The organism is Cobetia sp. MM1IDA2H-1 (assembly GCF_002916775.2).
GTDB lineage: Bacteria > Pseudomonadota > Gammaproteobacteria > Pseudomonadales > Halomonadaceae > Cobetia > Cobetia marina.
In genome coordinates, this window is the sequence record NZ_CM133225.1 from 1,136,147 (window position 1) to 1,162,897 (window position 26,751).

The 26,751-nt window shown below is 65.3% G+C and carries 21 protein-coding genes and 1 pseudogene; 17 read left to right on the forward strand and 5 right to left on the reverse strand.

Going from position 1 to position 26,751, the window contains the following annotated elements; all coding sequences use genetic code 11:
* The first annotated feature begins 160 nt into the window (after positions 1–160).
* The 5 genes from BOH68_RS04885 (at position 161) to sixA (ending at position 5,198) form a co-directional block, all read left to right on the forward strand.
* Positions 161–1,393 carry an NAD(P) transhydrogenase subunit alpha gene (locus BOH68_RS04885; protein WP_205632706.1) on the forward strand — a complete coding sequence of 411 codons (1,233 nt, stop codon included), beginning with the start codon at positions 161–163 and terminating at the stop codon, positions 1,391–1,393.
* Positions 1,390–1,722, forward strand: coding sequence for an NAD(P) transhydrogenase subunit alpha (locus BOH68_RS04890; protein ID WP_077372330.1), 333 nt, complete (start codon positions 1,390–1,392; stop codon positions 1,720–1,722). Before BOH68_RS04885 ends, BOH68_RS04890 begins: the two co-directional genes overlap by 4 nt.
* Entirely contained in the window at positions 1,722–3,110 is a 1,389-nt protein-coding gene (locus BOH68_RS04895; RefSeq protein ID WP_077372333.1) for an NAD(P)(+) transhydrogenase (Re/Si-specific) subunit beta, read from the forward strand. The genes BOH68_RS04890 and BOH68_RS04895 overlap by 1 nt, the downstream gene beginning before the upstream one ends.
* Positions 3,111–3,419: 309 nt before the next feature.
* Positions 3,420–4,547, forward strand: a complete 1,128-nt coding sequence (locus BOH68_RS04900) for an NAD(P)H-dependent glycerol-3-phosphate dehydrogenase (protein ID WP_077372336.1) — start codon at positions 3,420–3,422, stop codon at positions 4,545–4,547.
* 141 nt (positions 4,548–4,688) lie between these two features.
* Positions 4,689–5,198, forward strand: coding sequence for a phosphohistidine phosphatase SixA (gene sixA / locus BOH68_RS04905; RefSeq protein WP_077372339.1), 510 nt, complete (start codon positions 4,689–4,691; stop codon positions 5,196–5,198).
* Between the two features lie 117 nt (positions 5,199–5,315).
* Here sixA and BOH68_RS04910 read toward each other — a convergent pair whose 3' ends face one another.
* Together BOH68_RS04910 and BOH68_RS04915 are read right to left on the reverse strand one after the other, a co-directional pair.
* Positions 5,316–6,266, reverse strand: coding sequence for an AEC family transporter (locus BOH68_RS04910; protein WP_077372342.1), 951 nt, complete (start codon positions 6,264–6,266; stop codon positions 5,316–5,318).
* Between the two features lie 46 nt (positions 6,267–6,312).
* Positions 6,313–6,501, reverse strand: coding sequence for a hypothetical protein (locus BOH68_RS04915; RefSeq protein ID WP_077372345.1), 189 nt, complete (start codon positions 6,499–6,501; stop codon positions 6,313–6,315).
* 209 nt (positions 6,502–6,710) lie between these two features.
* Here BOH68_RS04915 and BOH68_RS04920 point away from each other — a divergent pair, with 209 nt between their 5' ends.
* From BOH68_RS04920 to BOH68_RS04945, 6 genes are all read left to right on the forward strand, one after another.
* Positions 6,711–7,895, forward strand: a complete 1,185-nt coding sequence (locus BOH68_RS04920) for an ABC transporter ATP-binding protein (RefSeq protein ID WP_170877346.1) — start codon at positions 6,711–6,713, stop codon at positions 7,893–7,895.
* Positions 7,892–10,609 (forward strand): GldG family protein, encoded by a 2,718-nt coding sequence (locus BOH68_RS04925; RefSeq protein ID WP_077372351.1) that lies wholly within the window; start codon positions 7,892–7,894, stop codon positions 10,607–10,609. Before BOH68_RS04920 ends, BOH68_RS04925 begins: the two co-directional genes overlap by 4 nt.
* Positions 10,606–11,853 (forward strand): DUF4340 domain-containing protein, encoded by a 1,248-nt coding sequence (locus BOH68_RS04930; protein ID WP_077372354.1) that lies wholly within the window; start codon positions 10,606–10,608, stop codon positions 11,851–11,853. The genes BOH68_RS04925 and BOH68_RS04930 overlap by 4 nt, the downstream gene beginning before the upstream one ends.
* 100 nt (positions 11,854–11,953) lie before the next feature.
* Positions 11,954–12,889, forward strand: a complete 936-nt coding sequence (locus tag BOH68_RS04935; protein ID WP_077373182.1) for an alpha/beta fold hydrolase — start codon at positions 11,954–11,956, stop codon at positions 12,887–12,889.
* Positions 12,886–13,842 carry an alpha/beta fold hydrolase gene (locus BOH68_RS04940; RefSeq protein ID WP_077372357.1) on the forward strand — a complete coding sequence of 319 codons (957 nt, stop codon included), beginning with the start codon at positions 12,886–12,888 and terminating at the stop codon, positions 13,840–13,842. Before BOH68_RS04935 ends, BOH68_RS04940 begins: the two co-directional genes overlap by 4 nt.
* Positions 13,843–13,890: 48 nt before the next feature.
* Positions 13,891–15,129 (forward strand): patatin-like phospholipase family protein, encoded by a 1,239-nt coding sequence (locus BOH68_RS04945; RefSeq protein ID WP_077372360.1) that lies wholly within the window; start codon positions 13,891–13,893, stop codon positions 15,127–15,129.
* 96 nt (positions 15,130–15,225) lie between these two features.
* On the opposite strand, the gene BOH68_RS04950 is transcribed toward BOH68_RS04945, so the two are convergent.
* Positions 15,226–16,068, reverse strand: coding sequence for a transporter substrate-binding domain-containing protein (locus BOH68_RS04950; protein ID WP_077372363.1), 843 nt, complete (start codon positions 16,066–16,068; stop codon positions 15,226–15,228).
* Between the two features lie 130 nt (positions 16,069–16,198).
* Positions 16,199–16,804 carry a Smr/MutS family protein gene (locus BOH68_RS04955; RefSeq protein WP_077372366.1) on the reverse strand — a complete coding sequence of 202 codons (606 nt, stop codon included), beginning with the start codon at positions 16,802–16,804 and terminating at the stop codon, positions 16,199–16,201.
* A 251-nt stretch (positions 16,805–17,055) separates the two neighbouring features.
* Between BOH68_RS04955 and prmB the strand changes: the two genes are divergently transcribed.
* The 5 genes and pseudogenes from prmB to phaC all read left to right on the forward strand — a co-directional run.
* On the forward strand, positions 17,056–18,018 hold the full coding sequence (prmB, locus tag BOH68_RS04960; RefSeq protein ID WP_077372369.1) for a 50S ribosomal protein L3 N(5)-glutamine methyltransferase: 963 nt from the start codon (positions 17,056–17,058) through the stop codon (positions 18,016–18,018).
* 111 nt (positions 18,019–18,129) lie between these two features.
* Positions 18,130–19,221, forward strand: coding sequence for a chorismate synthase (gene aroC / locus BOH68_RS04965; RefSeq protein ID WP_054554938.1), 1,092 nt, complete (start codon positions 18,130–18,132; stop codon positions 19,219–19,221).
* A 290-nt stretch (positions 19,222–19,511) separates the two neighbouring features.
* The gene (locus BOH68_RS04970; protein WP_077372372.1) at positions 19,512–20,021 is read left to right on the forward strand and encodes a DUF6489 family protein; all 510 of its coding nucleotides are present in this window, start codon (positions 19,512–19,514) and stop codon (positions 20,019–20,021) included.
* Positions 20,022–20,191: 170 nt separating this feature from the next.
* A complete protein-coding gene (locus tag BOH68_RS04975; protein ID WP_167593039.1) occupies positions 20,192–20,641 on the forward strand; it encodes a phasin family protein in 450 nt (149 codons plus the stop codon).
* Between the two features lie 511 nt (positions 20,642–21,152).
* Positions 21,153–22,883, forward strand: a pseudogene (gene phaC, locus BOH68_RS04980) (class I poly(R)-hydroxyalkanoic acid synthase); the annotation flags it as partial.
* Between the two features lie 1,195 nt (positions 22,884–24,078).
* Here phaC and BOH68_RS04985 read toward each other — a convergent pair.
* Positions 24,079–24,969, reverse strand: coding sequence for a LysR family transcriptional regulator (locus BOH68_RS04985; protein ID WP_077372378.1), 891 nt, complete (start codon positions 24,967–24,969; stop codon positions 24,079–24,081).
* Positions 24,970–25,289: 320 nt separating this feature from the next.
* On the opposite strand from BOH68_RS04985, the gene leuC reads away from it, so the two are divergent.
* Complete coding sequence (gene leuC, locus BOH68_RS04990) at positions 25,290–26,741, forward strand: 3-isopropylmalate dehydratase large subunit (protein ID WP_077372381.1); 1,452 nt, start codon at positions 25,290–25,292, stop codon at positions 26,739–26,741.
* Positions 26,742–26,751: the final 10 nt, after the last annotated feature.

Genomic DNA, 26,751 nt, shown 5'->3' on the forward strand with positions numbered 1-26,751 from the left:
TGCGATTCCGGCACGCCTCACCTGTGACAGACAATAATGTCGCTGAAAGCGCATCGGGCAGGCAGGGATGACGCGAATCAGCGCTCAACAGGAACGACGCCATGAACCTTTCAAGGCTGGCAGCCTCTGGCATGAACATGGATGTGAAACGAGGTGCGCGATGCTGAATATTCTTGTCGTGCGTGAAATGCGTGCGCCCGATACTGTCTCGCAGGCCGCAGACGGACAGCAGGGCAGCGCAGACCCCACCCTGGCGCGCGGAGAATGTCGTGTCGCGCTGGACCCGGTGACGGCCGGCAAGCTGGCGCGTCATCTGGACAGCGCCATCGCTGACTCCGGCGACGCCATCGTGCACGTGGAGAGCGGCGCCGGGCGCCATGCGCACTTCGATGATGCCGCCTATGCCGAGCAGGCCGGAGTCGCCATCGTCGCCGAGCAGGACATCCCGGCGGCACGTGCCGCGGCGGACCTCATCCTCTGCGTGCGTACGCCCAGCGAGTCCCAGATCAACGACTTCCGTGAGGGCGCGGTCATCGTGGCCCTGATGACGCCGTATCAGAATCCGCAATTGATCCAGACGCTTGCCCAGCGCGGGTTGACCAGCCTGTGCATGGAGTTCGTGCCGCGCATCTCGCGTGCCCAGAGCATGGATGCCCTGTCCTCCCAGGCCGCCGTGGCCGGCTATCATGCCGCACTGCTGGCGGCCAACGAGTCCTCGGTATTCTTCCCGATGCTGACCACCGCTGCCGGCACCGTGCGTCCGGCACGTGTCGTGGTGGTCGGGGCCGGTGTCGCGGGGCTGCAGGCCATCGCCACCGCCAAGCGTCTCGGCGCGCAGGTCTGGGCCTATGACATTCGCGCAGCCGCCCGTGAGCAGGTCGAGTCGCTGGGGGCCAAGATGATCGATACCGGTGTTGATGCCTCCGGTGAGGGCGGTTACGCCCGTGAGCTGACCGATGAGGAGCGCGCCCAGCAGGCCGAGGCACTGGCGCGTCACATGGGCGATGCCCATGTGGTGATCTCCACCGCGGCGATTCCGGGGCGTCCGTCGCCGCGCATCATCAGCCGCGAGATGGTCGAGGGCATGAAGCCCGGCGCCGTGCTGGTGGATCTGGCGGCGGAAGGGGGCGGCAACTGTGAGCTGACCCAGCCCGGTGCCCGGGTCGAACATGGCGGCGTCACGGTGCTCGGCCCGCTGGACATGGCCTCCAGCCTGTCGGTCAATGCCAGCGAGATGTACGCCAAGAATCTCTTCAACCTGCTGACACCCTTCATGAAGGATGGCGAACTGTCGCTGGACTTCGAGGATGCGGTACTCGGCCCGATGCGCCTGACCGAAGCGGGTCGCATCACCCACGATGACGTACGCGCTCGCGCGGAGGACGCCGCATGATCGAAGGACTCTCAGCCATATACATCCTGATGCTGGCGGCCTTCGTCGGCTACGAGGTCATCTCCCGGGTACCGGTGATCCTGCATACGCCGCTGATGTCCGGTTCCAACTTCATCCATGGCATCGTGCTGGTCGGGGCGATGATCGCCCTCGGCCAGGCCGAGACCGGCATGCAGCAGTTCATCGGCTTCATCGCCGTGCTGCTGGGTGCGGGGAATGCGGTGGGCGGCTACGTCGTCACCGAGCGCATGCTGGAAATGTTCAAGGCCAGTGATCGCAGCAAGGGCGCTGACGCGGCCAACGCCATCAACGACAAGGAGGCTCGCTGATGAACTGGCTGGTCGAAACAGGATATTTCGCCGCGGCGGTGGTCTTCATTCTGGGCCTCAAGCGCATGTCGCACCCCACCACGGCGCGCAGCGGCATCCACTGGGCCGGGATCGCGATGGTCGTGGCCACGCTGCTCACCTTCCTGCACCCGCAGATTGACGGGCGCTACGGGCTGATGCTGCTGGCCATCGTGATCGGTGGCGGCATTGCCTGGTACTCGGGCAAGAAGGTCGCGATGACCGACATGCCGCAGATGATCGCCATCTACAACGGCATGGGCGGCGGCGCGGCGGCGGCGATCGCCGCGGTCGAGCTGATGCGCATGAGCGACAACCCGGGGCTGATCGAGCAGCACGGCTCGCTGGCCCTGTGGCTGGGCGTGCTCGGTGCCTTGATCGGTGCGGTGGCCTTCTCCGGTTCCATCATCGCCTGGGCCAAGCTGGACGGGCGCATCAAGAAGGCTGTCCATTTCCAGAATCAGCAGCTGATCAACATGATCGTGCTGGGCCTGGCGATCTATCTCGGGGTGGTGATCGCGGCGGTGGAGCCGTCAAGCTCGCTGGTGATCGTGTTCTTCGTGCTGGCACTGCTGTTCGGCGCCATGCTGGCACTGCCCATCGGTGGCGCGGACATGCCGGTGATCATCTCGCTGTTCAATGCGCTGACGGGCCTTGCGGTGGCAATGGAAGGTTTCGTGCTGGGCAATGCCGCGATGATCATCGCCGGTACCGTGGTCGGGGCGGCGGGTACGCTGCTGACCCAGCTGATGGCCAAGGCGATGAACCGACCGATCCGCAACGTGCTGTTCAAGCAGTTCGGTGGCGCAAGCGGCGCGGAGCAGGGCGAGATCGAAGGCAGCATGAAGGCTTCTGATCCGATGGACGCTGCCGTGCAGCTGGCCTTCGCCGAGCGCGTCATCATCGTGCCGGGCTATGGTCTGGCGGTGGCCCAGGCGCAGCACAAGGTCTGGGAGATGGTCGAGCTGCTGGGCGAGCGTGGGGTGGAAGTGCGCTTCGCGATCCACCCGGTCGCCGGTCGCATGCCGGGCCACATGAACGTGCTGCTGGCGGAAGCCGGGGTGCCCTACGACATGATCGCGGACCTGGACGAGATCAACAACGACTTCGAGAACACCGACGTGACGCTGGTCATCGGCGCCAATGACGTGGTCAATCCGGTCGCCAAGAACGATCCCTCGAGCCCGCTGTACGGCATGCCGATCCTCAATGCCGATCAGTCACGCAACGTGCTGGTGATCAAGCGTGGCCAGGGAGCAGGCTTCTCGGGTGTCGAGAATCACCTGTTCTATCTGGACCACACGCGCATGGTCTATGGCGATGGTCAGAAGGTGGTGGGCGACATGATCACGGCGCTCAAGACTCTCTGAACTGACTGCCGGGCGGTGATCGCTGCCTGATGCAAGACGCGATGGCCATCGGCCTTCGTGACGACGCCGGCAACTTCCGGGGCTCCTGCCTTGAGAGTTGTCGGCGTTTTCGTGTTCGCCATCCCTCATCAAGGAGAGTTGAATATGACGTCATCGCCACCACTGTCAGGATGTCATCGCCCACGCAGGCTTTGGCTTGCGTGGGCAGCCCGACAGGTGCCGACGACAGGCACTGACTAGAGGTACAATGCGCGACAGTTGCCGAATCCGCGTTTCTTTCTCCTTCTTACGCCACTACCAGGAGTCTTCATGTCTGCCTCTTCACCCGCTCCTCGTCGCGCCATCCGTGATCGCGAGCTTTCGGAAAGTGCACCGCAGGCAGCCGGCTTGAATGTCTGTGTGCTGGGCGGCGGCAGCTTCGGCACCGCGATCGCCTCGATCGCCGCCGACAATGGTGCCAATGTCACCCAGTGGATGCGTGATGCAAGCCAGGCCGAAGAGGTCAACACCGAGCACCGCAATTCGGGCTATCTGCCGGATTTCGTCATCAACTCGGCCGTGCGGGCCACCACCGACATGGCAGAGGCCCTCAAGGAGGCGGAACTGGTGTGCGTGGCGATTCCCTCCAAGGCGTTTCGCAGTGTGGTGCGTCAAGCGCGCCCGCATCTGCGCGAGGAGCAGATTCTGGTCGCGACCACCAAGGGGATCGAGAGCGAAGGCTTCACCCTGATGAGCGAGGTGCTGGAAGAGGAAACCGGCTTCTCCCACATCGGCGTGCTCTCCGGCCCCAATCTGGCCAGTGAGATCGCTCAGCGTCAGCTGACCGCGACGGTGATCGCCTCGGATGACCCCTTCACCCGCGCACGCGTGCAGACGGCCTTCGGCTGTGATTACTTCCGGGTCTATGCCAGCAATGATCGCTACGGGGTGGAGCTGGGCGGGGCGCTGAAGAATATCTACGCCATCGCCGCGGGCATGGCGGCGGCCCTGGGCATGGGGGAGAACACCCGCGCCATGCTGATGACGCGGGCGCTGGCCGAGATGAGCCGTTTCGCCGTGGCCAAGGGTGCCAATCCGATGACCTTCCTCGGCCTGGCCGGCGTGGGGGATCTCATCGTCACCTGCTCGTCGCCATTGTCGCGCAACTACCGGGTCGGCTACGCCCTCGGGGAGGGGCGTACTCTGGATCAGGCCGTGGAGGTGCTGGGGCAGGTCGCGGAAGGTGTCAATACGGTGCGACTGGTGCAGGATGAGTCAGAGCGTCTGGAGATCTACATGCCGCTGGTGAATGGCATGGCCAAGGTGCTCTTCGAGGATGTCGATCCTCACCACATGGCCCGCGCCCTGATGGGCGGTGAGCAATCCACGGATGTGGAGTTCGTGCTGTCGCGCGAGTCCGTCAAGCAGGCGCGTCAATTGGAACCTGATGGCTCCTGAAGACTCTCAATTCCATGGGGTGGCATCGGCTGAGTGGTGCCATCCCGTTCCTCGCTCGGCGCTCCGGCCGTGCGAGCACTGTCATCGACCGCCGAGGGCGGATCTTCGTCCCGCGCGGTAGTCACTCTTCAGGAGAAAGCCATGAGTGTATTGATCATGCGTCACGGGGAGGCAAGCTCCGGCTCGCCGGACGCCAGCAGGGAATTGAGCGCCCGAGGGCGTGAAGAAGCCCGCCGCATGGGGCAATGGCTGGCGCATCAGTTGCCCGCGGAACGCCGTGCCCGTCTGACCCTCGTCGTCAGCCCCTTCACCCGTGCCCAGCAGACGGCGCAGGAAGTCTCCTCGGCGCTCAAGCTTGCCGGTGAGCAACAGACGACTCTGGAAATCATCACCCCGGATGACCCGCTCACGCCGGTGCTTGATTGGCTGCAGACCCACGTCCCGCCCTGCAGCGAGGCGCGTGAGCCGCGTGACTGGCTGATCATCAGCCACAACCCGCTGGTGTCGAGCCTGGCCAGTGCGCTGGTGGATGGCCCCGGCAGCACTCAGCTGGCCTTTGCCACCGCGAGTCTGGCGTGGCTGGATGCCGATATCTGGGCGGCAGGTCTGGCGGACCTGCACCACTTCGTCAGCCCGGCGGAGCTTGACTGAACACGCGCAGGCGCGTGCCCGGGACCGGGACCGGGACCGGGACATGAGCTTCAGACGCAAGCGCCCCCGTCAGCCATTCGCTGTCGGGGGCGCTTGCGTTGCGTCATCCGAAAGGTGCTAGACCAATCCGCTCAGCTTGAGGAGGAAGATGCCCAGGGTGATGGTGAGCGCGGCCATCAGGGTACTGATGGCGATGATGTTGGCGGCGAGGCGATCATTGCCGCCCATGGCCCGCACCATCACGAAGCTTGCCGCCGCCGTCGGTGAGGCGAAGAACAGGAACAGCACACCGAGTTCCGTGCCGCGAAAGCCCAGCAGCACGGCGAAGGCCGTGGCCACCAGTGGCACGCTGATCATCTTCATCAGGCTGGCACTCAGCGCCAGCTGGCGGCCTTCACGCAGTGAGCGCATCGAGAGGGTGCCGCCGATGCAGATCAGCGCCAGCGGCAACGTCATGCGCGCGAAGTAGTCGCCGGAGGTTTCCAGCCACTGGGGCAGCTGCCAGCTGAACGCCGCGAAGGGCAGCGCCGCCAGGACACCGAGAATCAGCGGGTTGGTGATGATGCCGCGCGCGATGGCACTCCAGCTGGTGCGGCCATCGCCCAGATAACTCGATAGCACCACCACTGACAGCATGTTGTAGGACAGGATGACGACGCCCATCAGGATGCCGCCCATCGACAGGCCGAGATCGCCATAGAGGTTGGCTGCCAGTGCCAGCCCGACGATGGCACAGTTGCCACGAAACGCCCCCTGGACGATCTCGCCGCGCTCCTTCAGCGGAATGCGCCAGATGGCCCAGCCCCACAGCAGCAGGAAGGTCCCAAGCGTGGCGCAGGCGAAGTAGAGCAGCATGCCGGGGCGCAGGGCGTGATCGAGGTCCGCTCGCACGATGGACAGAAACACCAGTGCGGGCATGGTGCCCTTGAAGACCAGGGAAGAGGCGGTGCCGATGAAGGTGTCATCGATCCAGCCGAGACGCTTGAGACCCAGTCCCAGAAATACCATCGCGAAGACCGGCACGGTGATGTTGAGTGTCGCGACGAACAGCGCCAGCATGTCGTTCATTCCAGTCTCTCGCTCATGTCAGTCTCTCGCTCATGTCAGTCCGCCCTCAGATCAGCCAGAAGCCGGTGATCAATGCTGCCGCCAGCAGTGCCCAGAACAGGCGATTGCGCAGGCGTGTGTCACGCTGCGGGCGCCTGGTCGAGCGCTCGTCCGTGGAAGACTCCAGGTCCTCGGGTGTCGGTGAGGCGTTCGAACGGGAGCCGGAAGAGGGCGAGTTGACGTGCGGATCGGGCATGGGAACTCCTGGAAGGGTGAGCGCGTGGTCCCGGCGCCTCACGGATGTCCGGCGCCTCGCCTTGCGGCAGAATAGCGCCAGCATATCAGGATTTTGCAGCGCAGCAGACTGGAAGGCGCGCGCCCGGCTTGGCGAGCGCAGGCTGTCCGCTTACCCTGTGCTGCAATCTTTCGGGCGCAGGCCCCACATCATCACAAGGAGCGGGTAACTTGCAGGACCCATACGCGACCTCTGCCGCATCGTCTTCCGTGCCCTTGCCCCATCAGCCTGCGCCTGTGCCACTGCTGGCAAGCCGGGGGCTGGGGCGTCAATTCGGCCTTCACCAGGCCGTGTCCGGACTTTCCTTCAAGGCCTTTCGCGGCGAAGTGATCGGTCTGCTGGGGCCCAATGGCGCCGGCAAGACCACCAGTCTGCGTATGCTGGCAGGCACCCTGGCGGCAACCGATGGCGAACTGACGCTCGAGGGAGAGGCCTTCGATGGGCGAGCCGGTCAGCGTCAGCTCAATCGCCTGAAGCGACGGATCGGCTATCTGCCGGAAGGGGCACCACTGTGGCCGCAGCTTACCGTGCGCGAGACGCTCGAGTGCGTCGCGGGTCTGCATGGTCTGTCGCGCAGGACTCGCAAGGAGCGCCTGCCTGCCTTGATGGATCGCCTCGACATCACGCCGTTCGCCAATCAATTGTGCGCCGTGTTATCCAAAGGCTATCGCCGGCGCGTGGCACTGGCGATGGCGCTGACCCATGACCCGGACATCCTGCTGCTGGATGAGCCCACCGATGGGTTGGACCCGCTGCAGAAGGACAGCGTGCGCGCCTTCATACGTGAGCTGGGGCGCGAGCGTCTGATCATCGTCTCCACTCATCTGCTGGAAGAGGTGCCGCGGATCTGTGATCGCGTGCTGGTCATGGCCAACGGCCAGCTGGGCTTCGATGACACGCCGGCGGCGCTGGCGGCCCTGTCCGTCAGCGAGGCGGTGCCCAGTGCCTATCGTGAGCGACTCGGTGCTGCTCATGGCAGCACGTCGCCCCTGCCTGTGTGGCGGGTGATCCTGAGCCGTGAACTCAGCGAGCTGGAACTGGCCAGCGTCTCGCGGCTGCCCGGTGTCGCGGCCATCACCGCCGTGTCGCCCGAGGGCGCCGAGCGAGTGTCCCGCTCAGGGCGACGCCTGATGGCGGACCCGGCCTATCGACTGGTGGGCAGGCCCGGGCAGGACCCGCGCTCCGCGCTGGCGCGGTGGTGCAGCTACATGCAGATACGGCTCGACGAGTGTGTGCATGAGCGGGGGGACATCGAGGTGGCATTCCGTCAGCTGGTGGCGCGCATGGCCGAGCAGCCCGCGCCATTGCCGCGCGTGAAGCGCCCCCTGGATGCGGATCAGGAGGTGTCGTCATGAGGGCGATGATGGCGCTGGTGCAGCGTGACCTGCATCAGGCAATGACCCAGGGGGCCAGCTGGTCTCTGCTGGTGGTGATGGCGGTGCTGGCCCCGCTGGGGGCCTTCGAGGTCGGTGATCTTCTGGCACGTGATCGTGCGGACCTGGGAGCGCTGTGGCAGGTATTGCCATGGCTGCTGGTGCTATGGACACCGTTGCTGGCCCTGCGTGGCTGGCCGGAAGAGCGCGCCAATGGCCTGCTTGAATGGCTGTCAGGGCTCGGGCTTGGTCCATGGCGGCTGGCGGGCGCCCGCCTGGCAAGCGCCTGTATGCTGGGCTGGCTGGGCCTGGCGATGACGGCACCATTGCTGGTGCTGATCCACTGGCTGGGCGATCCCGATCTCGGCCTTGTGCTCAGCGGGTATCTTGGCATGGCGCTGTTGGTGATGGCACTGGCAAGTCTCGGTCAGGCGCTGGCGGTCCGTGCGCCCTCGGCGCTCTCGGCCTGGCTGGGGGCGCTGGTGCTGGGGCTGGCGTTGATGCTGCCGGGCACGCCGGCAGTGACCGCACAGCTGGCGCGTCATCTGGCGCCACACTGGGTGCAGCTGCTGGACCTGATCAGTCTGCCGGCCCATCTCACGCCCTTCAGCGAAGGGCGCCCCGCGCTGCTGGATGTCGGCTACTTCCTGTCGTTGACCCTGGCCGGTCTGGTGCTGCAGGTGCGTGGCCTCAAGCAGGAGCGCAACACGCGTCGGCAGGCGCCCCAGTGGCTGGTCGCCCTGGCCGTGGCATCAAGTGTCACGGCCGTGCTGCTGGCCGCCCAGCGTCTGCCCGCCATGGTATCCCCGAACGCGTCCAATCCGCTGATCACGGCGCATGACCTCACCGATACCCGCCAGCACAGCCTGAGCCCTGCCAGCCGGGAGCTGCTGTCGCGGCTGACATCGCCCGTGACGCTGACCTTCGCCTACAGCGAGCGCTTTGCCGCGGACCTCCCGCAGCTGCGGGAGCTGGCGACACGAATCGAGACGCGTCTGGGCGCCTTCGCGCGTGAGCCTCAGGTGCGCCTGAAGCGGGTGGACCCGCAGCCGGACAGTGCCGATTTCACGGATCTCGAGGCCCAGGGGCTCACGGCGCTCTCGCTGCCTGGCGGTGAAAGAATGCTGTTCGGTCTGATCATCGATGGTCCCTATTCCGAGCGCCGTGCGATCCCGATGCTCAAGGCCTCCGATCTCGGCGGACTGGAAGCGCAGGTCGCGCGTCAGATCCAGGAAGTCTCGCGCACCCAGCCACCCCGTCTGGGCGTGATCTCCAGCCTGCCGGTGATGGGTCAGCCGAGCATGGAGCAGGGCCGGGCACTGGGCAGCTGGGGGCTGATGGAACGTCTCAATGCCCGCCTGCGCATCGACTGGCTGTCCGGCGGGGATGACCCGGCGCGCCCGATCGCCGATCAGGATGCGCTGCTGGTGATCGCCCCGCGCCTGTTGCCGACTGAGACGCTGACGGCGATCCGTGACTATCTGGATCGTGGTGGGCGAGTGCTGATGATGCTGGACCCGCTCCCCGAGATGCTCGATCAGCCAGCCCCGGCCTCCGAGGCTCTGAGCGCCTTGCTGGCCCATGCAGGACTTGAGTCACGTTCGGGCGAGGTGGTGGCGGACACCCGACTTGCCTTGCCGATCGGTCTGCTGGACGGCACGCGCGCCCTGAGTCCGACGCTGCTTGGCATCGGCCCGGACCGTCTGTCGGATGCCTTGCTGAACCAGAATGTCGATCAGCTGGTGATGTCCAGCGCCGGTTGGCTGGCCCCGCGTGAGGAGATGGCGGAGACACCGTCAGCGACCTCGCGGCAGTGGCTGATCCGAGGAGCTGACACCACGCGCCTGCTGCCGGCCGACAAGGTGTACGCCAACCGCATGGACCCGCGGCCGTTGTCCGGCCTGTCCGGCCAGGGCGTCGAGGAGGGGGGGCTGGCGGTGCTGACCCACTGGCCGGCGCCAGTGGGTCAGGGAGCGCGTGACGACGGGCATGAAGACGGGCGTGAGGGCCAGCTGCTGGTGGTCAGCGATGTCGACATGGCCAGTGATCGCCTGTGGCGGCGCAGTGCGGCGGACGGCAGTGAGCGCGAGCTGAATGCCAATGCCCGTTGGCTGGAAAACGCGGTGGATGTGCTGGCGGGCAGTCCGGAGCTGGTGGCGCTGCGTGCCGGTGCCCATCAGGTGCGCGAGCTGACGCGACTGCATCAGCTGGCGGATCGCCAGGCGGCCGAGGAAACCCGTCTGCGCAATGACTGGCAGTCGCGCCTGAGTGCACTGGGGGCTGCCCCGGTGGCCGACAAGGCGGAGGCGGCACACCAGCGAACGGCACTGGATGACATGCAACAGGCGTTCGAGAGCGCACTCGCGCGCCAGCAGCGCGCGGCGAATGCCGAGCGTGATGACCTGCGTCGCAGGCTTCGTCTCTGGACCTTGCTGGCGCTGCCGGTGTTGCTGGGCCTGTTGGGTGAGCTGATCTGCTGGCGGCGCTATCACGCGAGCCGTCGAGCGGGCTATCGCCCTGCCGGGCGACTGTCCGGCCATCGTCAGCCCGGTCGTCATCGCCTCGGTGGCGGGGGACTGTCCGCGTCCACCAGCGCCGAGACGGCGTCGGCATCCGACAGGCCGGCCTCATCCAGCACGTCTGACCGAGCCGCTGAGGATCATCGCGGCGAGCGCCGCAGGGGAGATGACGCATGAGTCGCTTCAATCGCGCCGGATGGGCGCTGACAGCACTGGCCTCGTTGCTGGCGATCGGGGCTCTGACGCTCGGCCCGCGTGAGTCGGGCTCGTTTCCGGATGCCGGGCCAGGCGCTCCGCTTCAGGAGGGCGAGGCCTCAAGCGCCATCCTGACACCGCTGCCGGCGTTGTCGCATGTCGCCGCGACGGCGCAGAGAATCGGCATTCGTCGCCATCCCGATGAGGCGCAGGACTGGCTGAGTCTGACGCGAGACCCGAAGGGGGATTGGCAGCTGGCATCACTGGGCAACTGGCCGGCGCGTCAGGACAAGGTGACCGGGCTGCTGCACCAGCTGAACGAGGCACGCCTGCGCACGCGCAAGCCCGCGACTGACCAGGCGCTTCAGGCGCTGGGGCTGGCGGGGCAGTCTCCGGTAGTGAATGTCACCGGCAGTGATGGTGAGGTGAGTCTGCAACTGGGCGGCACGCCGTCGGCTGCCCGCAGTGGTGCTGATGCCTTGCCGGGGCGTTACGTGCGCTGGCTTTCGCTGCCGGATTCGCCGGTGCTGGAACTGTCTCGCGACATCGGCTTGCCGGACTGGCGCGGCGGCCTGGCGGCAAGCGAGGTGCTGGATCTGTCCGCATTGCTGCACGAGATGCAGGGGCCGCCCGCGCTGAGTCGTGTGGAGGTGCGTCTGGCGCCTCATCCGCAGGCATCCCATACCCCGCACACGCGGGGGCTTGCCCCCGACAGCGCGGCGGCCGAGGCCCTCATGGCGGCGCTCTCGCCCCTGAACCAGAACGATCTGCGCCTGCGTGTCGCGCAGGCGGACTGGCAGCCGGCGGTCACGCTGACCCTGAACTGGTCCCACGCCGCGCGGCAGTATCGCCAGCCGCCATCGCGGGATGATCACCTGCAGCTGACGCTGTCCATCGCTTCCGGCAGCAAGCCCTGGGCGCGTCTGACCCTGGAGGGTACGCGCTGGCCGGCGGCTCTGGTACGGCGTCTCGCGGCGGTGGAGATCCAGGTCAACGGTGCGCTGCGCGAGCGCTTGATCGGTCTGGGCAAGGTCATCGAGACCCATACCGGCCCTCATCCTGGCGTGTCCGCTGGCTCGGCAGAGGCGGGCGGTGGCCTCGAGGCGGGCAGACTGTCGCCAAAGGCGATTCAGGCCGCTCTGCAGGCGGCTTCCCACGCGAACGAAGAGGTGGCTTCGACGGCGGATGCCAGGCCTGCCGCGCAAGGTGAGACATTAGGCGAGTAGCGTGGTGGCGGTGGGGCTAGCATGCTGGGAGACTGGGTCAAACGACCGTTTGCTCTGCGGCATCCGGCGACACCGCCACGCAAGGTGAGGAGACTTCATGATGACAGTGCCATCCCGCAATGCCTCATCAGCATCCGCTGGGCAAGCTGCCGTGGCGGGGGCCGTAGAGGTCACGCCGCAAGCGGAGCCTCGGGAGGTGTCCGAGCCGCCAGAGTCACGTCCGCTGCTGGCGTTTGCCCATGCCAATGGCTTCACCGGCGCCTGTTACAACAGCCTGCTGGCCCCGTTGGCCGAGTCGTTCGATCTACTGCCGGTGGACAGGCTGGCGCATGATCCCGCCTATCCGGTGGGGCGCAATCTGATCGCGTTGCGGGACGAATGGCTGGCCTGTCTGGACACGGCGCTGGGGCCGGTGGGCACGCCGGACAGTCGCAAGGTCATCGGGGTAGGGCATTCGCTGGGAGGCGTGGTCAACTACATGGCCGCGCTCAAGCAGCCGGCGCGTTTCCACTGCGTCATCCTGCTTGACCCGCCCTTGATGCTGGGACGTGATGCCATCGGCCTCAAGATCGCCAAGCGCTTCGGTTTCATCGACCGTGTCACGCCGGCAGGGCGCACGCGTGGCCGGCGTGCCCGCTGGGATTCGCCTCAGGCGATGCATGATTACCTGCGTCGCCGCTCGCTGTTCGCCAACTTCACGCCCCGCGCACTTGCGGACTACATCGAGCATGCCACGCATCGCCACGGCGATGGCAGCCTGTCGCTGAGCTTCGATACGCGTCATGAGGTGGAGATCTTCCGCCATCTGAGTGATCACCTCACGGGCTCCGTGGCCAGGCTCAAGGTACCGGTGAAGATACTGGCAGGTGAGCAGTCGGACCTCTTGACGCCACCGCGCATCGCCAGGCTCCAACGGGCCGGGCTTGAGGTCGCCACGGTGCCGGGCGGACACATGTATCCCTTTGAGCATCCTGATCTGACGCGTGAGGCGCTGCTGGCGACCCTCACGCAATTGGCACCGGAGTTGATGGCATGAATTCCACGACGGGCACATCACGCCCATCCCCTCGTCCCTTGACGTTCACGCGTCGCTGCGGCGGCGAGATAGCGGCGCTGGAGTGGCGCTCCGAGCAGGCCAGCGCTGACGCCCCGGTATGGCTGGCGCTGCACGGCTGGCTTGACAATGCCGCCAGCTTCACGCGCCTGGCACCTCTGCTGTGTGAGCGACTTGGCATCCGGATCGTGGCCATCGACCTGGTCGGGCATGGTCGCTCGAGTCCCCAGGGGCCGGATGGCGACTATGCGGTGTGGGATTATTGTCACGATGTCATCGAAGCGCTGGAAGGGTTGCGAGGCGAGGGCATGTCGGAGGCACCGGTCACCTTGCTGGCGCACTCGCTTGGCGCTGCCGTCGCCGGACAAGTCGCAGCGGCCCTGCCGGAGCATGTCGCCCGACTGGTGCTGATCGACGGTATCGGGGCGCTGGCGACACCGGCTGACGAGGTGGTGGGGCAGTTGCGCCGTGGCCTGCTGGCGCGTCATGCGCGTCCGCTCTCACGAGAGGCCTCAGGGAGCCAGCCGTCGCGTGGTGCGCACTATCGTGGCATCGAGGAGGCGGTGGCGGCGCGTGTGGCCGGTGGCGTCACGCCCGTGGATGCCGAGACGATATGCCCGGTGGTCGAGCGCAACCTCGAACCCCTCGAAGAGGGCTGGCGGCTGTGCAGTGACCGTCGTCTGCTCAGACCCTCGGTGATGCGCTATACCCCGGAGCAGGTACTGGCGCTGCTGGCCGCCGTCAATCAGCCGGTGCTGCTGATCGAGGGGGAGCAGGGTATCCTGAGGGAGCGGCCCGAAGCGCAGCTGGCGCGAGCGGCCGTGCGCGGGCTGGAGCGTTGCGTCCTGCCCGGCGGCCATCACCTGCATCTGGAGCCGGGACATGTCGCGGCGGTCGCGGCACGGATCATCGACTGGACCGTCGCGGGCGAGTAGTCCGTCGCGCCAAGGTCATCCTTCATCATCGTCATCGGGAGACATGCCATGGCCAAGCGCAAGACCATCGCCCTGGCACTGGGGAGTGGCGGGGCACGCGGTTATGCCCATATCGGTGTCATCGAGGAAGTGCTGGCGCGGGGCTACGACATTCGCGCCATCTCCGGCTGTTCCATGGGCGCGCTGGTGGGCGGCATCTATGCCGCCGGTCAGCTCGACGCCTATCGGGACTGGGTGTGCAAGCTGGATTATTTCGATGTGCTGCGACTGGTGGACGTGACCTGGAGCCCGATGGGCGCCATTCGCGCCCGTCGCATCATGGAAGAGCTGGAGGCCCTGATCGGGGATACGCGCATCGAGGACCTGCCGATACCGCTCACCACCGTTGCCACGGACCTGATCGCCCAAAAGGAGGTCTGGTTCCAGAGCGGCAATCTGCTCGAGGCGATCCGGGCCTCCATCGCCGTGCCGGGGGTGATCACGCCGGTGCAGCGCGATCGCAAGATGCTGGTGGATGGTGGCTTGATGAATCCGTTGCCCATCACGCCGCTGGTGGCCGCGCATGTGGATCTGGTGCTGGCGGTGAATGCCACCGCGCACTCGCCGCGCAACCAGACGCTGGAGCAGATGCTGCCCCCGGCGGAGGCGGCCGAAGAGGAAGCACGCGAGGCCGCGCTGCAGGCGCAGGAGGGCGGATTCGGTGACTGGCTGCGTGGCGTGCGCCGCAGTGCCGAGCGCATGTTCTCGGCCGAACGTGAGACGACGCAGCCTGCTGAGCTCGCCGAGCCACCGCCATCCTCCACCTCGGCGGTGAGCCCCCTGGGCGGCGTGCCGCTGCCGCCGGGAGGCAGTCTCGCCCCGCCCTTCACGGCCTTGTCGGAGGCGCCGGAGACGGAGCCCGCCACCAGCACGGGCGCGACCCTGAACGATGTGCTGAATCAGGCCGTGAAGGAGGGCCGGGACGACGCTGATCCGCGCGAGGCGCAGGGGCGTCAGAGCGAGAATCGGGAGTCGCGGCGCCTCGCGGAGATCGAGGAGGGAGTCGACGACGACAATTCGCCGGAGCAGGCCTGGGGCAAGCTCGACATGATGATGCGCTCCTTCGATATCACCCAGGCGACACTGGCCAAGTACAAGATCGCCGGGTATCCGCCGGACATTCTGGTCGAGATCCCCAAGACGGTGTGTGGCGCCTACGAATTCCATCGGGCCGAAGGCCTGATCAAGCTGGGCCGTCACCTGGCCGCCGAGGCGCTGGATCGTTACGAGAAGGGGCTGGATGGCTAGGAGGTCGATGAGCACGCGGCAATGACGCAAGCCCCCGCCAAAGGAGATTGGCGGGGGCTTTTGGTATGTGGCTCAGGCTGACGCTGAGGCGCTGGTTCAGCCCTTGATCCATTTCTCGAAGATGGCGGCCTGCTCGCCGGTGCCCTGCATCTGGGTCAGCCACTGGTCAACGTAGGCCTTCCAGATATTGTCACCCAGCGGCAGCAGATAGCCCTTCTGGGAGAAGGTGAATGGCGCATCAGGATGCACGCTGCACAGCGCCGGATGACGGCTGGCCTGCAGCTGGGTCTCGATGGCATCCGTCACCATCACGTCGGCACGGTCTTCGATGATGTTGTTGAAGATGGTGCGGTTGTCGTTATGCGCGACGCGCGTGGCATCGCTCAGGAATTCATTGGCGAAGCGCTCGTTGGTGCCGCCCGGATTGACGGTGATGCGCACGCTCGGCTGATTGATCTGGGCGACGGTCTGGTACTTGTCGACATCTTCACAGCGCACGATGGGCGTCTTGCCGCCGGTCTGGTAGGGCAGGCTGAAGTAGGCCTGTGCCTGACGATCCAGCTTGATCGAGATACCGGACATGGCGATGTCGCACTTGCCTGAGGTGAAGTCTTCCATCAGCGTCGGCCAGCTGGTCGGAACCGTCTCGACGCTTGCGTCCAGGCTTGCGGCCAGCGAGGCGGCCATGTCGAGATCGATGCCCTCGAACTCGCCGTCGTCTTCACGATGGCTGAAGGGGGCATAGTCACCGGTGGTGCAGACCTTCAGCACCTGAGTCTCCTTCACGCGGGAAAGCGTGCTGTCGGCCAGGGAATCGCTGGCGGCAGCGGGCATGGCAAGCGTCAGTGACAGGGTGGCTGCGGTCACGCCGCTGAAGATGGCGGTGGAGCGCGCGCGGCGTGAGGGCTGGCGTGTGGTGTGTTCAGCGTTGGGTGTCATCGGGGTGTTCCCTTGTCGTTATGGTGGCAGGCTCGGCGTGAGGCCTGCTTTAGATGTTCCGTTGCTCAGGTGTTCAGATGCTCAGATGTCCTGTGTCGCTACTCCGTGGCGTGGCGATGGAGGGGCTCGCTCAGTCCATCAGCGGATCACGGCCCTTGCTGCGCAACAATACATAAACTGCGCCGCTGCCGCCGTCCAGCTCCAGCGCCGAGGTGAAGGCCAGCACGTCCGGCCACTGGCGCAGCCAGGCGTTGACGTGGCTCTTGATGATCGGGTGATCCGCCATGCCGGTCCACGCCTTGCCATGCACGACCAGCACACAGCGTGAGCGCCGCGCGATGGCGTCATCGATGAAGGATTCCAGCTCGTTGCGCGCCTGCTCCAGTGTGTAGCCGTGCAGATCGAGACCGGCTTCCCAGGCGATCTCGCCGCGCTTGAGGCGCTGGCGCTGGCGGTAGGGGAGGTCCGGTACCGCGAAGTCGAGCAGCTGGCTGGGCGTGACCGGTTCGACCTGGCCGTCCGTGGTGCGCGATGGCGTGCCGAGAGAGTCGGTCGAGGCTTCGCTGGCGGCAGCGCGACGCGCGGCCAGTCGGGCCTGCTCGTCACGGCTGAGCGGCTTGCGGCCGGGGTCTGCCCGGTTGCTGGTGATCTTGCGCACGCCGGCCTGTTTGAGGGCGGCGCGGAAGGCGTTGAAATCGTCGCCGTCATCCGAGCTGTCGTCGTGTCGGGGGGGCATGGCTGGGGGCTCCGCAAGCGGTGAATGGCAAGGGGCGCAGTATAGCGTGGCTGTCGGTGCTGTGAAGCACCGCGCCGTGCCGTGCAAGGTCAGTGGCGTCCCATGATGTCGCGCACGTCACGCGCGGTGACCATGGCGCGTGCAAGGGTCGCCGCCACGCCTCGTGAACGCTACAATGCCTGCGCGAGACGCCACCGACGCATCATGACTGGCGGCGCTCGTTGTCCATCTGTCCGCTTACAGGAATCACCGTGTCCACTACTTCCGCGTCCGACCTGCGCCATCCTTCCAGTCTCAGTGAGCCGGACTCCCGTCTCGTCGAGGAGCTGGTGACCCTGCGCGACCTGATCCGCTGGGCGACCAGCGAGTTCCACGCGCATCGCCTGCACTTCGCCCACGGCACCGATTCTGCCTGGGATGAAGCGGTGGCGCTGGTGCTGGGTGCGCTGCATCTGCCGTGGGACACGGACCCCGCCGTGATCGACGCGCGCCTTCTGACCATGGAGCGAGCGCGCATCGTGGCGCTGGTGCGTGAGCGCATCACCACCCGCAAGCCGCTGCCGTATCTGCTCGGTGAAGCCTTCTTCACCGGCGTGCCCTTCGATGTCGATGAGCGCGTGCTGATTCCGCGCTCGCCGATCGCCGAGCTGATCGAGAGCGGCTTCTCGGCCTGGTTCCCGGAACTGCCGCCGACTCGCGTGCTCGACATGTGCACCGGTTCCGGCTGCATCGGTATCGCCACGGCGCTGGTGATGCCGACCGCCGAGGTCGACCTGGTCGATATCAGCAGCGAGGCCCTGGAAGTCGCGCGACGCAACATCGAACGCCACGACGTGGCAGGGCGTGTCATCGCGGTGCAGTCGGACCTGTTCGCGGGTGTGGCGGGCAAGCGCTATGACCTGATCGTCTCCAATCCGCCCTACGTGGATACCTTCGATCTCTCCCACATGCCGCAGGAATTCGGCCATGAGCCGGCGCTGGCGCTGGGCGCCGGTGACGATGGCCTGGATATCGTGCGTCGTATCCTGCGCGAGGCGCGTGACTACCTGACCGACGACGGCGTCTTGATCGTCGAGGTCGGCAACTCCGAGCGCCACCTGATGGACGCGTTCCCGGACGTGCCCTTCATGTGGCTGGAGTTCGAGCGCGGCGGCAACGGCGTCTTCGCCATCGATGCCCAGACACTGGACGTCTGCGCCCCCGAATTCGCCTGAAGACAGGCTCGTCTGGTGCCTTCGCTTCAGCCCCAGACCTGAAAAGCTCACGACAACTATTATCAGAACGCCGTCGGCCATGACCGGCGGCATCGCCTGAGGACCCCCTGAATGTCCGGAAATACCTTCGGCAAGCTGTTCACTGTCACCACCTTCGGCGAAAGCCATGGCCCGGCGCTGGGCGCCATCATCGATGGTTGCCCGCCGGGCATCGAGATCAGCGAAGCGGATCTGCAGATCGATCTGGACCGCCGCCGTCCCGGCACCTCGCGCCACACCACCCAGCGGCGCGAGCCGGACCAGGTGCGCATTCTCTCGGGCGTGTTCGAGGGCCGCACCACCGGCACGGCCATCGGCCTGATGATCGAGAACACCGATCAGCGCTCAAAGGACTACGGCAAGATCAAGGACCAGTTCCGTCCGGCCCACGCCGACTACACCTATCACCACAAGTATGGTGAGCGTGACTACCGTGGCGGTGGCCGCAGCTCCGCGCGCGAGACGGCCATGCGCGTCGCCGCCGGTGCCATCGCCAAGAAGTATCTGGCGAGCCACGGCGTGCAGGTGCGCGGCTATCTGTCCCAGCTCGGTCCCATCGAGCTTGAGGTCAAGGACTGGTCGCTGGTCGACACCAATCCGTTCTTCTGTGGCGATGCGGACCGCCTCGAGGAGCTGGAGCAGTACATGGACGCCCTGCGCAAGGAAGGCGATTCCGTGGGCGCCAAGGTCACCGTCGAGGCGACTGGCGTACCGGTGGGTCTCGGTGAGCCGATCTTCGATCGCATCGATGCCGAGCTGGCCCATGGCCTGATGAGCATCAACGCCGTCAAGGGCGTCGAGATCGGGGACGGGTTCGCCGTGGTCAGCCAGAAGGGTACCGAGCACCGTGACGAGATGACGCCGGAAGGTTTCCTCTCCAATCATGCCGGCGGCATCCTGGGCGGTATCACCAGCGGCCAGACCCTGCGTGCCAGCATCGCGCTCAAGCCGACCTCCAGCCTGCGACTGCCGGGTCGCAGCATCGACGTCAACGGCGAGGCGGTCGAGGTGATCACCACTGGCCGTCATGATCCGTGTGTCGGCATCCGTGCCACGCCGATCGCCGAGGCGATGGTCGCGCTGACGCTGATGGACCACCTGCTGCGCCATCGTGGCCAGAATGCCGACGTCAAGGTCGACACACCGGTGCTGCGCGAGGTGTAAGCCGCTTGCGGCGCGGCTGAACTGCTGGCGCTGCCCAGCTGTTGAACTTGTAACGCTGCCAAGCTGCTGAACTTTTAGTGAGAAAGAGACGCCCCATCCGTGGAGTGATGCCCTGCATCCTTCGTGGCTGGGGCGTCTTGCGTGGTGGGTTGGCTTGCACAAAGTAAATAAGAAAAGGCGTAAGTAGCAGGCTGCCCCCGTGTCATTCTCGCTGCTAGACTCGAATGGCAAGCATGCCAGCGGACTCGCGCACCACGCCGTGCGCGGGCAGACAACACAAGGACACTGCCATGAAGATCAATGTCGAATTCGACCTGACGCCTCAGGAGTTTCGCCAGGCGATGGGCCTGCCGGATGTGGAAGCCTTTCAACAGGAATTGATGGAGCGCTTTCGTCGTCAGATGGAAGCGGGCGTCGAGGGCTATGATCCGATGAGCCTGCTCAAGCCGCTGATGACACCGGGGGCGGGCACGCCGTTTGCCAGGTTCATGCCGCCGGGGATGGCGGAAGGCATGGCGGGGATGGGCGGCGCGCCAGCGGCCGATTCCCCGGGGGCCTCATCCAACGAGATGGGCGACAGCATGGCCAAGGGCATGGCGGCTTTCCAGCAGTACCAGAAGATGATGCTGGATACCTTGCAGCAGTTCGGTCAGCAGGGCGCGGGCAACGCCAGTGGTGGGGCCAGTGGTGGCGACAGTGAGCCCGCTGGGAATGACCCGCATGCGGGAGCTGCGCAGAAGGCGACCGCCGAGGACAGACCCAAGGCCGCCAGCGCGCGCTCACGCAGTCAGCGTGATTGATGGATGACGAGGGAAGCTGAAGGCATTGCGGTGCAGGATTATCGTCATGGGATTGCAACCGCTTCGGGAGCAGACTAGTCTTTGTGCAGTGCAGCATAATGCTGCGCTCCAAAGATGGCGCAGAGTCTTCTGCGCGCTCTTCCGGTACGGAATCCATGGGAGGAACCGTCATGCAACAGGATCAGATGTTCAACGCCTTTGCCGAGCAGGCCCGCAGCTTCTATCAGCCGATGCGCAAGCTCAACAGCCTGGTGCTCGACCACATGAGCAAGGTGGCCGAGTTCCAGATGGATGCCGCCAAGCGCTATGCCGATACCGGTTTCGAGCGTGCCCGCGCCGCGACGGAAGTGAAGAGTGTCGAGCAGCTCAGCGAATTCGGCAATCGTCAGCTGGAAGTGGCCACCGAGCTGTCCCAGCAGATGATGGACGATTCCCTGAAACTGGCGGAAATGGGCAACGAGATGCGCAGCCAGATGGAACAGGCCTATTCCGATGCGGGCAAGGAAGCCACGGACAAGGCATCTTCCGCTGCCAGCAAGGCGTCTTCCGCCACGGCGGATGCCGCGAAAGACAGCACCAGCAAGCCGGCAAGTGCCACCAGCCGCGCCAAGCAGAGCTGAAGAATCATCGAGAGGGCTGGCGCACGCGCCAGCCCTTTTTTTGGCGAGGTCAGGCATTGCCCCCATCACGGCCCGGGTGCATGCTGAGAGTCGCCCCTCCCGAGGCGGCAAGACGACAGATGAGAGGTCTCAGCCGGCTTTCCGTCGTATTCGCGCCTCTGGCATGAATGCGACGGAAAGCGGACTGCAAGGCTCTGGCCTGCCAGAGTGACGCCAGAGTGAAGAGAGTCGGTGCAAGGTGCCAGTGACGGCGCCGCGAACGCCTTTCGAGGGCATTGCACTGCAGAGGTACGGAAGGATTCGGTTCGATGAAATCGTGCATGTCGGCGTTCGTTCGACAGCCATGCTTCGATAGCCAATGACAAGGAGGACGGGCGATATGGTTTCAGCCCAGCAGCAGGCACTTTCTCAGGCATTCTCTCAGGCCTTTTCCCATCTGTTCCCCGATGGCGTCGACGGCGGCGAATGGGCCGGCGTGGTACAGGAAGCCAGCACCCAGTATCAGGCTCTGATGAGTGACATGCTGGAGCGCCTGTGGCCAAGTGCTGCTGCCTCCACCATCTACGACGAGATGGGACGTTGCTTCCAGGCAGGCGCGGAGGCACTGGCACGTGACCCCCAGTTGCTGATTTCCACGCAGACCCGCCTCTTCCAGGACCAGATGGCCCTGATGCAGGGCACGCTGCGCGAGATGAGCGGTGAGAGTGTCGAGCCCGTGATCAGCCCCGCACGCTCTGATCGTCGCTTCCGCGATGAGGCCTGGCAGAGCGAACCGTATTATCACTTCCTCGTGCAGCAATACCTGCTGTTCTCGCGCGCCGTGGATGAGATGCTGGCGGGCATCAAGGGATTGCCAGAGAGCCAGAAGCGCAATCTCGAGTTCTACGCGCGCCAGTACGTCAGTGCCTTCTCGCCCTCCAACTTCGCCTCCACCAACCCGGAAGTGCAGCGGGTGACCCGTGAAACCGGCGGCCAGAATCTGCTCGACGGCTTGAAGCGTCTGCGGGAAGACCTTGCCAACTCCGCCGAAGGCATCAATGTCGCGATGACCGACACCGAAGCCTTCCGTCTCGGCGACAACATCGCCGTCACGCCGGGGGATGTGGTGTTCGAGAATGAGTTGATCCAGCTGATCCAGTATCGCCCGGCGACGGAAAAGGCCTTCAGTACGCCGTTGCTGGTCGTGCCGCCGTGGATCAACAAGTACTACATTCTCGATCTGCGTCAGGACAATTCGATGATGCGCTGGCTGGTGGAGCAGGGGCACACCGTGTTCCTGATCTCCTGGCGCAATCCCGGGCCGGAGCAGAGCGATCTCACCTGGGCCGATTACATGCAGATGGGGCCGCTTGCCGCGATGGATGCCATCGAACAGGCCACCGGCGAGAAGCAGGTCAACATCCTGTCCTACTGCATCGGCGGCACGTTGACGGCCAGCACCATGGCCTATCTCACGGCCAGGAAACAGGCGGATCGCGTGCGCTCGGTCAGTTACATGGCGACGTTGCAGGACTTCTCCGATCCCGGCGAGATCGGCGTCTTCCTCAACGAGCCGGTACTGCAGGGCCTTGAGAAGCAGATGGCGCAGGACGGCTACCTGGATGGCCGCGTGATGGCGTTCTCCTTCAACCTGCTGCGCGAGAATGACCTCTTCTGGTCGTTCTACGTCTCCAACTATCTCAAGGGCGAAGCGCCGACCGCGTTCGACCTGCTGTACTGGAATACCGACGGCACCAACCTGCCGGCCGGTACCCATGCCTGGTATCTGCGTCACATGTATCTGGAGAACCGCCTTGTGCAGCCCGGCGGTATCGAGCTGGACGGTGTCCCGATCGACCTCTCGCAGATCGAGATTCCCAGCTATTGGGTCTCCGCCCGCGAGGATCACATCGCCAAGTGGCAGACCACCTACAACGGCACCCAGCTGCCCAAGGCTTCCATCAAGCGCTTCGTGCTGGGTGGCTCAGGCCATATCGCGGGTATCGTCAATCCGCCGCACAAGAACAAGTACGGCTACGTCACCAATGACGAGCTGCCGGCGACACCGGATGCCTGGCTTGAGGGCACCGAGGCGCATGAAGGCTCCTGGTGGAATGACTGGCAGGCATGGATGTCCGGCAATGGTTTCGTCGAGCCGGAACCGGAAGTCTCTGCGCGCACGCCGGGTGAGGGCAAGCTCGACGTGATCGAAGCGGCGCCGGGGCGTTATGCGCGCCAGACCATCCCCGAAGTACTCGGCCAGACTGTGCCGGAAGAGATCACCTCAGCCGCACAGGCGCAGCTCAAGACCGTGCGTGATGTGCAGGAGACGGTCGAGAAGCGCATGAATGACGCGCTCAAGCAGGTCACGCTGCCACTGGAAGAGATGGTGTCGGCAATGACAGGGAGCGCGGCGGGCAAGGCGAGCAATGATGCCAGCGATGCGAAGGGCAGCAGCTCGTCCGGTGCCTCCAGGGCGCAAGGCGCCAGCACCGGGCCTGCCGCTTCCAAGGCGGCATCAGCGGCTACTGAGTCAGCAGCGCCGGCAAGCAAGCCCGCCGCGCGCAAACGTGCTGCACCCAAGAGCACAGCTTCCAAAAGCCCTGCTACCAAGAGCACTGCTGCCAAGAGCGCAACGACCACCAGCAGCACGGCCAGCGACAGCACTGCAAAACCGAGTACTGCAAAACAGAGCACTGTAAAACCGAGCACTGCGAGCACGGCTGCCAGCAGTACAGGTAGCTCAGCGGCGAAGACCTCCACGCCGCGCAAGACAGCTGCCAGCAAGACGACTGCGAGCAAGTCAGCCTCTGACAGCAAGCCGTCTGCGGCCGGCACCTCAACCGGCGGCGCTGCTTCCACTGCCTCGGGCTCCAGCAGCACGGCGACATCGCCCGCTGCCAAGCAGCCTGCGACACAGAGCAAGGCGGCGGCCAGTGCTCCCAAGAGCACCGCGGCAAGCAAGCCGGCGGCCTCCAGCAAGACGACAGCCAGCACCACCAAGCGCGCCGCGGCCAGCAAGCCAGCCTCCAGCAAGACGACAGCCAGCACCACCAAGCGCGCCGCGGCCAGCAAGCCAGCCTCCAGCTCGACGGGGAGTGCGAGCACTGGAAGCACTGCCAAGACCGCCAGCAGCACAGGTGCTGGAAGCACAGCCAAGGCTGCTGGATCTGCCGCCAAGAGGGACACTGGCAGTGCGGCGGGTGCAGATGCCAAGAGTGATACCGGCAGCGCAGCGCCCAAGCCGCGCCGTGGCCGTCCCTCCAACGCCAGCAAGGCCGCCGCCGCCAAGGCAGCGGAAGAGGCCAAGAAGGACGAGGCCAAGCCTGCGGCCAGCAAGACGGATGGCTCAGCGGGCAATGACAAGGACACTGGCAAGCGCTGATCAGCGGCACCACCAGCAGGACGTTCTACAGCAACGCCAGCCCTCAGGGCTGGCGTTGTGCTTTCGAAATTCGTCAGCGGTGTCTCGAGGCCGCATCCCTTGCCCCTTCCAGCAGCTCGATCATGGCGCTGGCGGCATTCGAGAGGGTGCGGTTGTTGTGATAGAGGTAGCCGAGCTGGCGCTCGATGGGGCGGTGGTCGATGGGCAGGATCTCGATCTCGTCGTCGATCATGCTTTCCGGCAGCACGCTCCAGCCCAGGCCGATGGCGACCATCATCTTGAGGGTCTCGAGGTAGTTGGTGGACATCGAGACTTCCACCGAGAGGCCGTCACGCGCGAAGGTGTCGATGACGATGCCACGCGTGAAGGTCAGGTGGCCCGGCAGCACGGCGTCGTGCTGTGAAAGGGCGGCCAGCGGCAACGCCTTGTGTCCCGCCAGCGGGTGGTCTCGTCCGCACACGAAGCGCATCTCGTCCAGCCACACCGGCACCACCGTCAGATTGGGATCGCGATGCGGTGCCAGAGTGACGACGGCCAGTTCCAGCTCCCCATCCAGTACGCCCTGATAGGCCTGTTCCGAATCCAGGAAGCGCATGTCCATGCGTACCTCGGGATGGGACATGGTAAAGGCCTTGAGCAGTGGCGGCAGACGGTGCAGGCCCACATGGTGGCTGGTCGCCATCGTCAGGCTGCCTTTTACCTCGCCGGACAGATTGCGCAGCGCGCGCCGCGTGTCATCGTGCATCACCAGAATGGCACGGGCTCGCGGCAGCAGGATATTGCCGGCCTCCGTCAGGGTGACGCGCCGCCCGATGCGATCAAACAGCCGCGCGCCGTGGAGCTGTTCCAGCTGCGCGATGCGTTTGGAGACAGCGGGTTGTGTCAGGTGCAGCTGTTCGGCCGCCAGCGAGAAGGAGGCGGTTTCCGCGACGGCAACGAAGGCCTGAAGAGAGGGAGTGTCCATGTGAGGCAGCTATCCTGTCATGAGGGCGTTCAGAAGAATGATCTTCCGTGCGATCAGGGGGAATGTCGGCTGAGACAATGGTATTCCTTCTGGGAATCCAAAGCATGAAAAACATGAATTGCTTTTATTAATCGCCGCCGAGTACTCTTGATGACACAGGACGCGGCGGCGATGCTCGAGCCTCTGGTGGCAAGCCACCTGCGACATGGCTCGCACGACCGCCCCGCCATCAACACTGGACGACACACCTCATCAAGGGGCCGCCACGAGCCCCGAGGCAGCAAGCGCTCTTACCGTAGGGCGCCACGAGGAGACACGACATGGCCAGCCAGACCCTTTATGACAAGTTGTGGGACCAGCATCTGGTCAAGCAACGTGAAGACGGTACTGCACTCATCTACATCGACCGTCACCTGCTGCACGAAGTGACGTCGCCGCAGGCCTTCGAAGGGCTGCGTCTGGCCGGTCGCAAGCCGTGGCGTCTGGATGCCAACCTGGCAACGCCGGACCACAACGTGCCGACCTCTCTCAAGGAGCGCACTGCCGGTATCGCGGGGATCGAGGATGAAACCTCTCGCATCCAGGTGCAGACCCTCGACGACAACTGCAACAGCTTCAACATCGAGCAGTTCACCATCAATGATGCGCGTCAGGGCATCGTGCACGTGGTCGGGCCGGAGCAGGGCGCGACCCTGCCGGGCATGACCGTGGTGTGTGGCGATTCCCACACCGCGACCCACGGTGCCTTCGCGGCACTCGCTCACGGTATCGGCACCTCCGAGGTCGAGCACGTGCTCGCCACCCAGTGTCTGATCCAGCGCAAGATGAAGAACATGCTGGTGCGCGTCGATGGTCGTCTCGGCACTGGCGTCACTGCCAAGGATGTCGTGCTCGCCATCATCGGTGAGATCGGCACCGCCGGCGGTACCGGCTATGCCATCGAATTCGGCGGCTCCGCCATCCAGGACATCTCCATGGAAGGCCGCATGACCATCTGCAACATGGCCATCGAAGCCGGTGCACGGGTCGGTCTGGTCGGGGTCGATGACATCACCATCGATTACCTGCGCGACCGTCCCTATGCGCCGAACGCCCAGCAGTGGGAAGCGGCCGTGGCCGACTGGCGCAATCTGGTCTCCGATGCAGACGCCGAATTCGACAAGGTCGTCGTGCTCAAGGCGGAAGACATCGCCCCGCAGGTTACCTGGGGCACCAGCCCGGAGCAGGTCACCAGCGTCAATGGCGTGGTGCCGGACCCGGCAGCCGCCAACGATGACACCGAAGCGCGTGGCATCACCCGTGCGCTCGAGTACATGGGCCTCAGCGCTCAGCAGAAGATCACCGACATCAAGCTGGACCGCGTGTTCATCGGCTCCTGCACCAACTCGCGTATCGAGGACTTGCGTGAAGCGGCGCGCGTGGCCGAAGGCCGTACGGTCGCCAAGAGCCTCAAGCAGGCGATGGTCGTGCCGGGCTCTGGCCTGGTGAAGGCACAGGCGGAAGCCGAAGGACTGCACGAGATCTTCCTCGCCGCGGGCTTTGAATGGCGCGAGCCGGGCTGCTCCATGTGTCTGGCGATGAACGCCGACAAGTTGGGCGCCGGCGAGCATTGTGCTTCCACCTCCAACCGCAACTTCGAAGGCCGTCAGGGCTTCGGTGGGCGTACGCACCTCGTCAGCCCGGCCATGGCCGCCGCTGCCGCGATTGCGGGTCACTTCGTTGATGTTCGTGACTTTGCCCCCATTCCTACTTCCGATACCCGCGCAGCCTGAGGAGGCCCGA

Bases quoted from the DNA above. Each gene is read 5' to 3' on its own strand.
- BOH68_RS04885 (WP_205632706.1), top strand. From the start codon at position 161: ATGCTGAATATTCTTGTCGTGCGTGAAATGCGTGCGCCCGATACTGTC.
- BOH68_RS04890 (WP_077372330.1), top strand. From the start codon at position 1,390: ATGATCGAAGGACTCTCAGCCATATACATCCTGATGCTGGCGGCCTTC.
- BOH68_RS04895 (WP_077372333.1), top strand. From the start codon at position 1,722: ATGAACTGGCTGGTCGAAACAGGATATTTCGCCGCGGCGGTGGTCTTC.
- BOH68_RS04900 (WP_077372336.1), top strand. From the start codon at position 3,420: ATGTCTGCCTCTTCACCCGCTCCTCGTCGCGCCATCCGTGATCGCGAG.
- sixA (WP_077372339.1), top strand. From the start codon at position 4,689: ATGAGTGTATTGATCATGCGTCACGGGGAGGCAAGCTCCGGCTCGCCG.
- BOH68_RS04910 (WP_077372342.1), bottom strand. From the start codon at position 6,266: ATGAACGACATGCTGGCGCTGTTCGTCGCGACACTCAACATCACCGTG.
- BOH68_RS04915 (WP_077372345.1), bottom strand. From the start codon at position 6,501: ATGCCCGATCCGCACGTCAACTCGCCCTCTTCCGGCTCCCGTTCGAAC.
- BOH68_RS04925 (WP_077372351.1), top strand. From the start codon at position 7,892: ATGAGGGCGATGATGGCGCTGGTGCAGCGTGACCTGCATCAGGCAATG.
- BOH68_RS04930 (WP_077372354.1), top strand. From the start codon at position 10,606: ATGAGTCGCTTCAATCGCGCCGGATGGGCGCTGACAGCACTGGCCTCG.
- BOH68_RS04935 (WP_077373182.1), top strand. From the start codon at position 11,954: ATGACAGTGCCATCCCGCAATGCCTCATCAGCATCCGCTGGGCAAGCT.
- BOH68_RS04940 (WP_077372357.1), top strand. From the start codon at position 12,886: ATGAATTCCACGACGGGCACATCACGCCCATCCCCTCGTCCCTTGACG.
- BOH68_RS04945 (WP_077372360.1), top strand. From the start codon at position 13,891: ATGGCCAAGCGCAAGACCATCGCCCTGGCACTGGGGAGTGGCGGGGCA.
- BOH68_RS04950 (WP_077372363.1), bottom strand. From the start codon at position 16,068: ATGACACCCAACGCTGAACACACCACACGCCAGCCCTCACGCCGCGCG.
- BOH68_RS04955 (WP_077372366.1), bottom strand. From the start codon at position 16,804: ATGCCCCCCCGACACGACGACAGCTCGGATGACGGCGACGATTTCAAC.
- aroC (WP_054554938.1), top strand. From the start codon at position 18,130: ATGTCCGGAAATACCTTCGGCAAGCTGTTCACTGTCACCACCTTCGGC.
- BOH68_RS04970 (WP_077372372.1), top strand. From the start codon at position 19,512: ATGAAGATCAATGTCGAATTCGACCTGACGCCTCAGGAGTTTCGCCAG.
- BOH68_RS04975 (WP_167593039.1), top strand. From the start codon at position 20,192: ATGCAACAGGATCAGATGTTCAACGCCTTTGCCGAGCAGGCCCGCAGC.
- BOH68_RS04985 (WP_077372378.1), bottom strand. From the start codon at position 24,969: ATGGACACTCCCTCTCTTCAGGCCTTCGTTGCCGTCGCGGAAACCGCC.
- leuC (WP_077372381.1), top strand. From the start codon at position 25,290: ATGGCCAGCCAGACCCTTTATGACAAGTTGTGGGACCAGCATCTGGTC.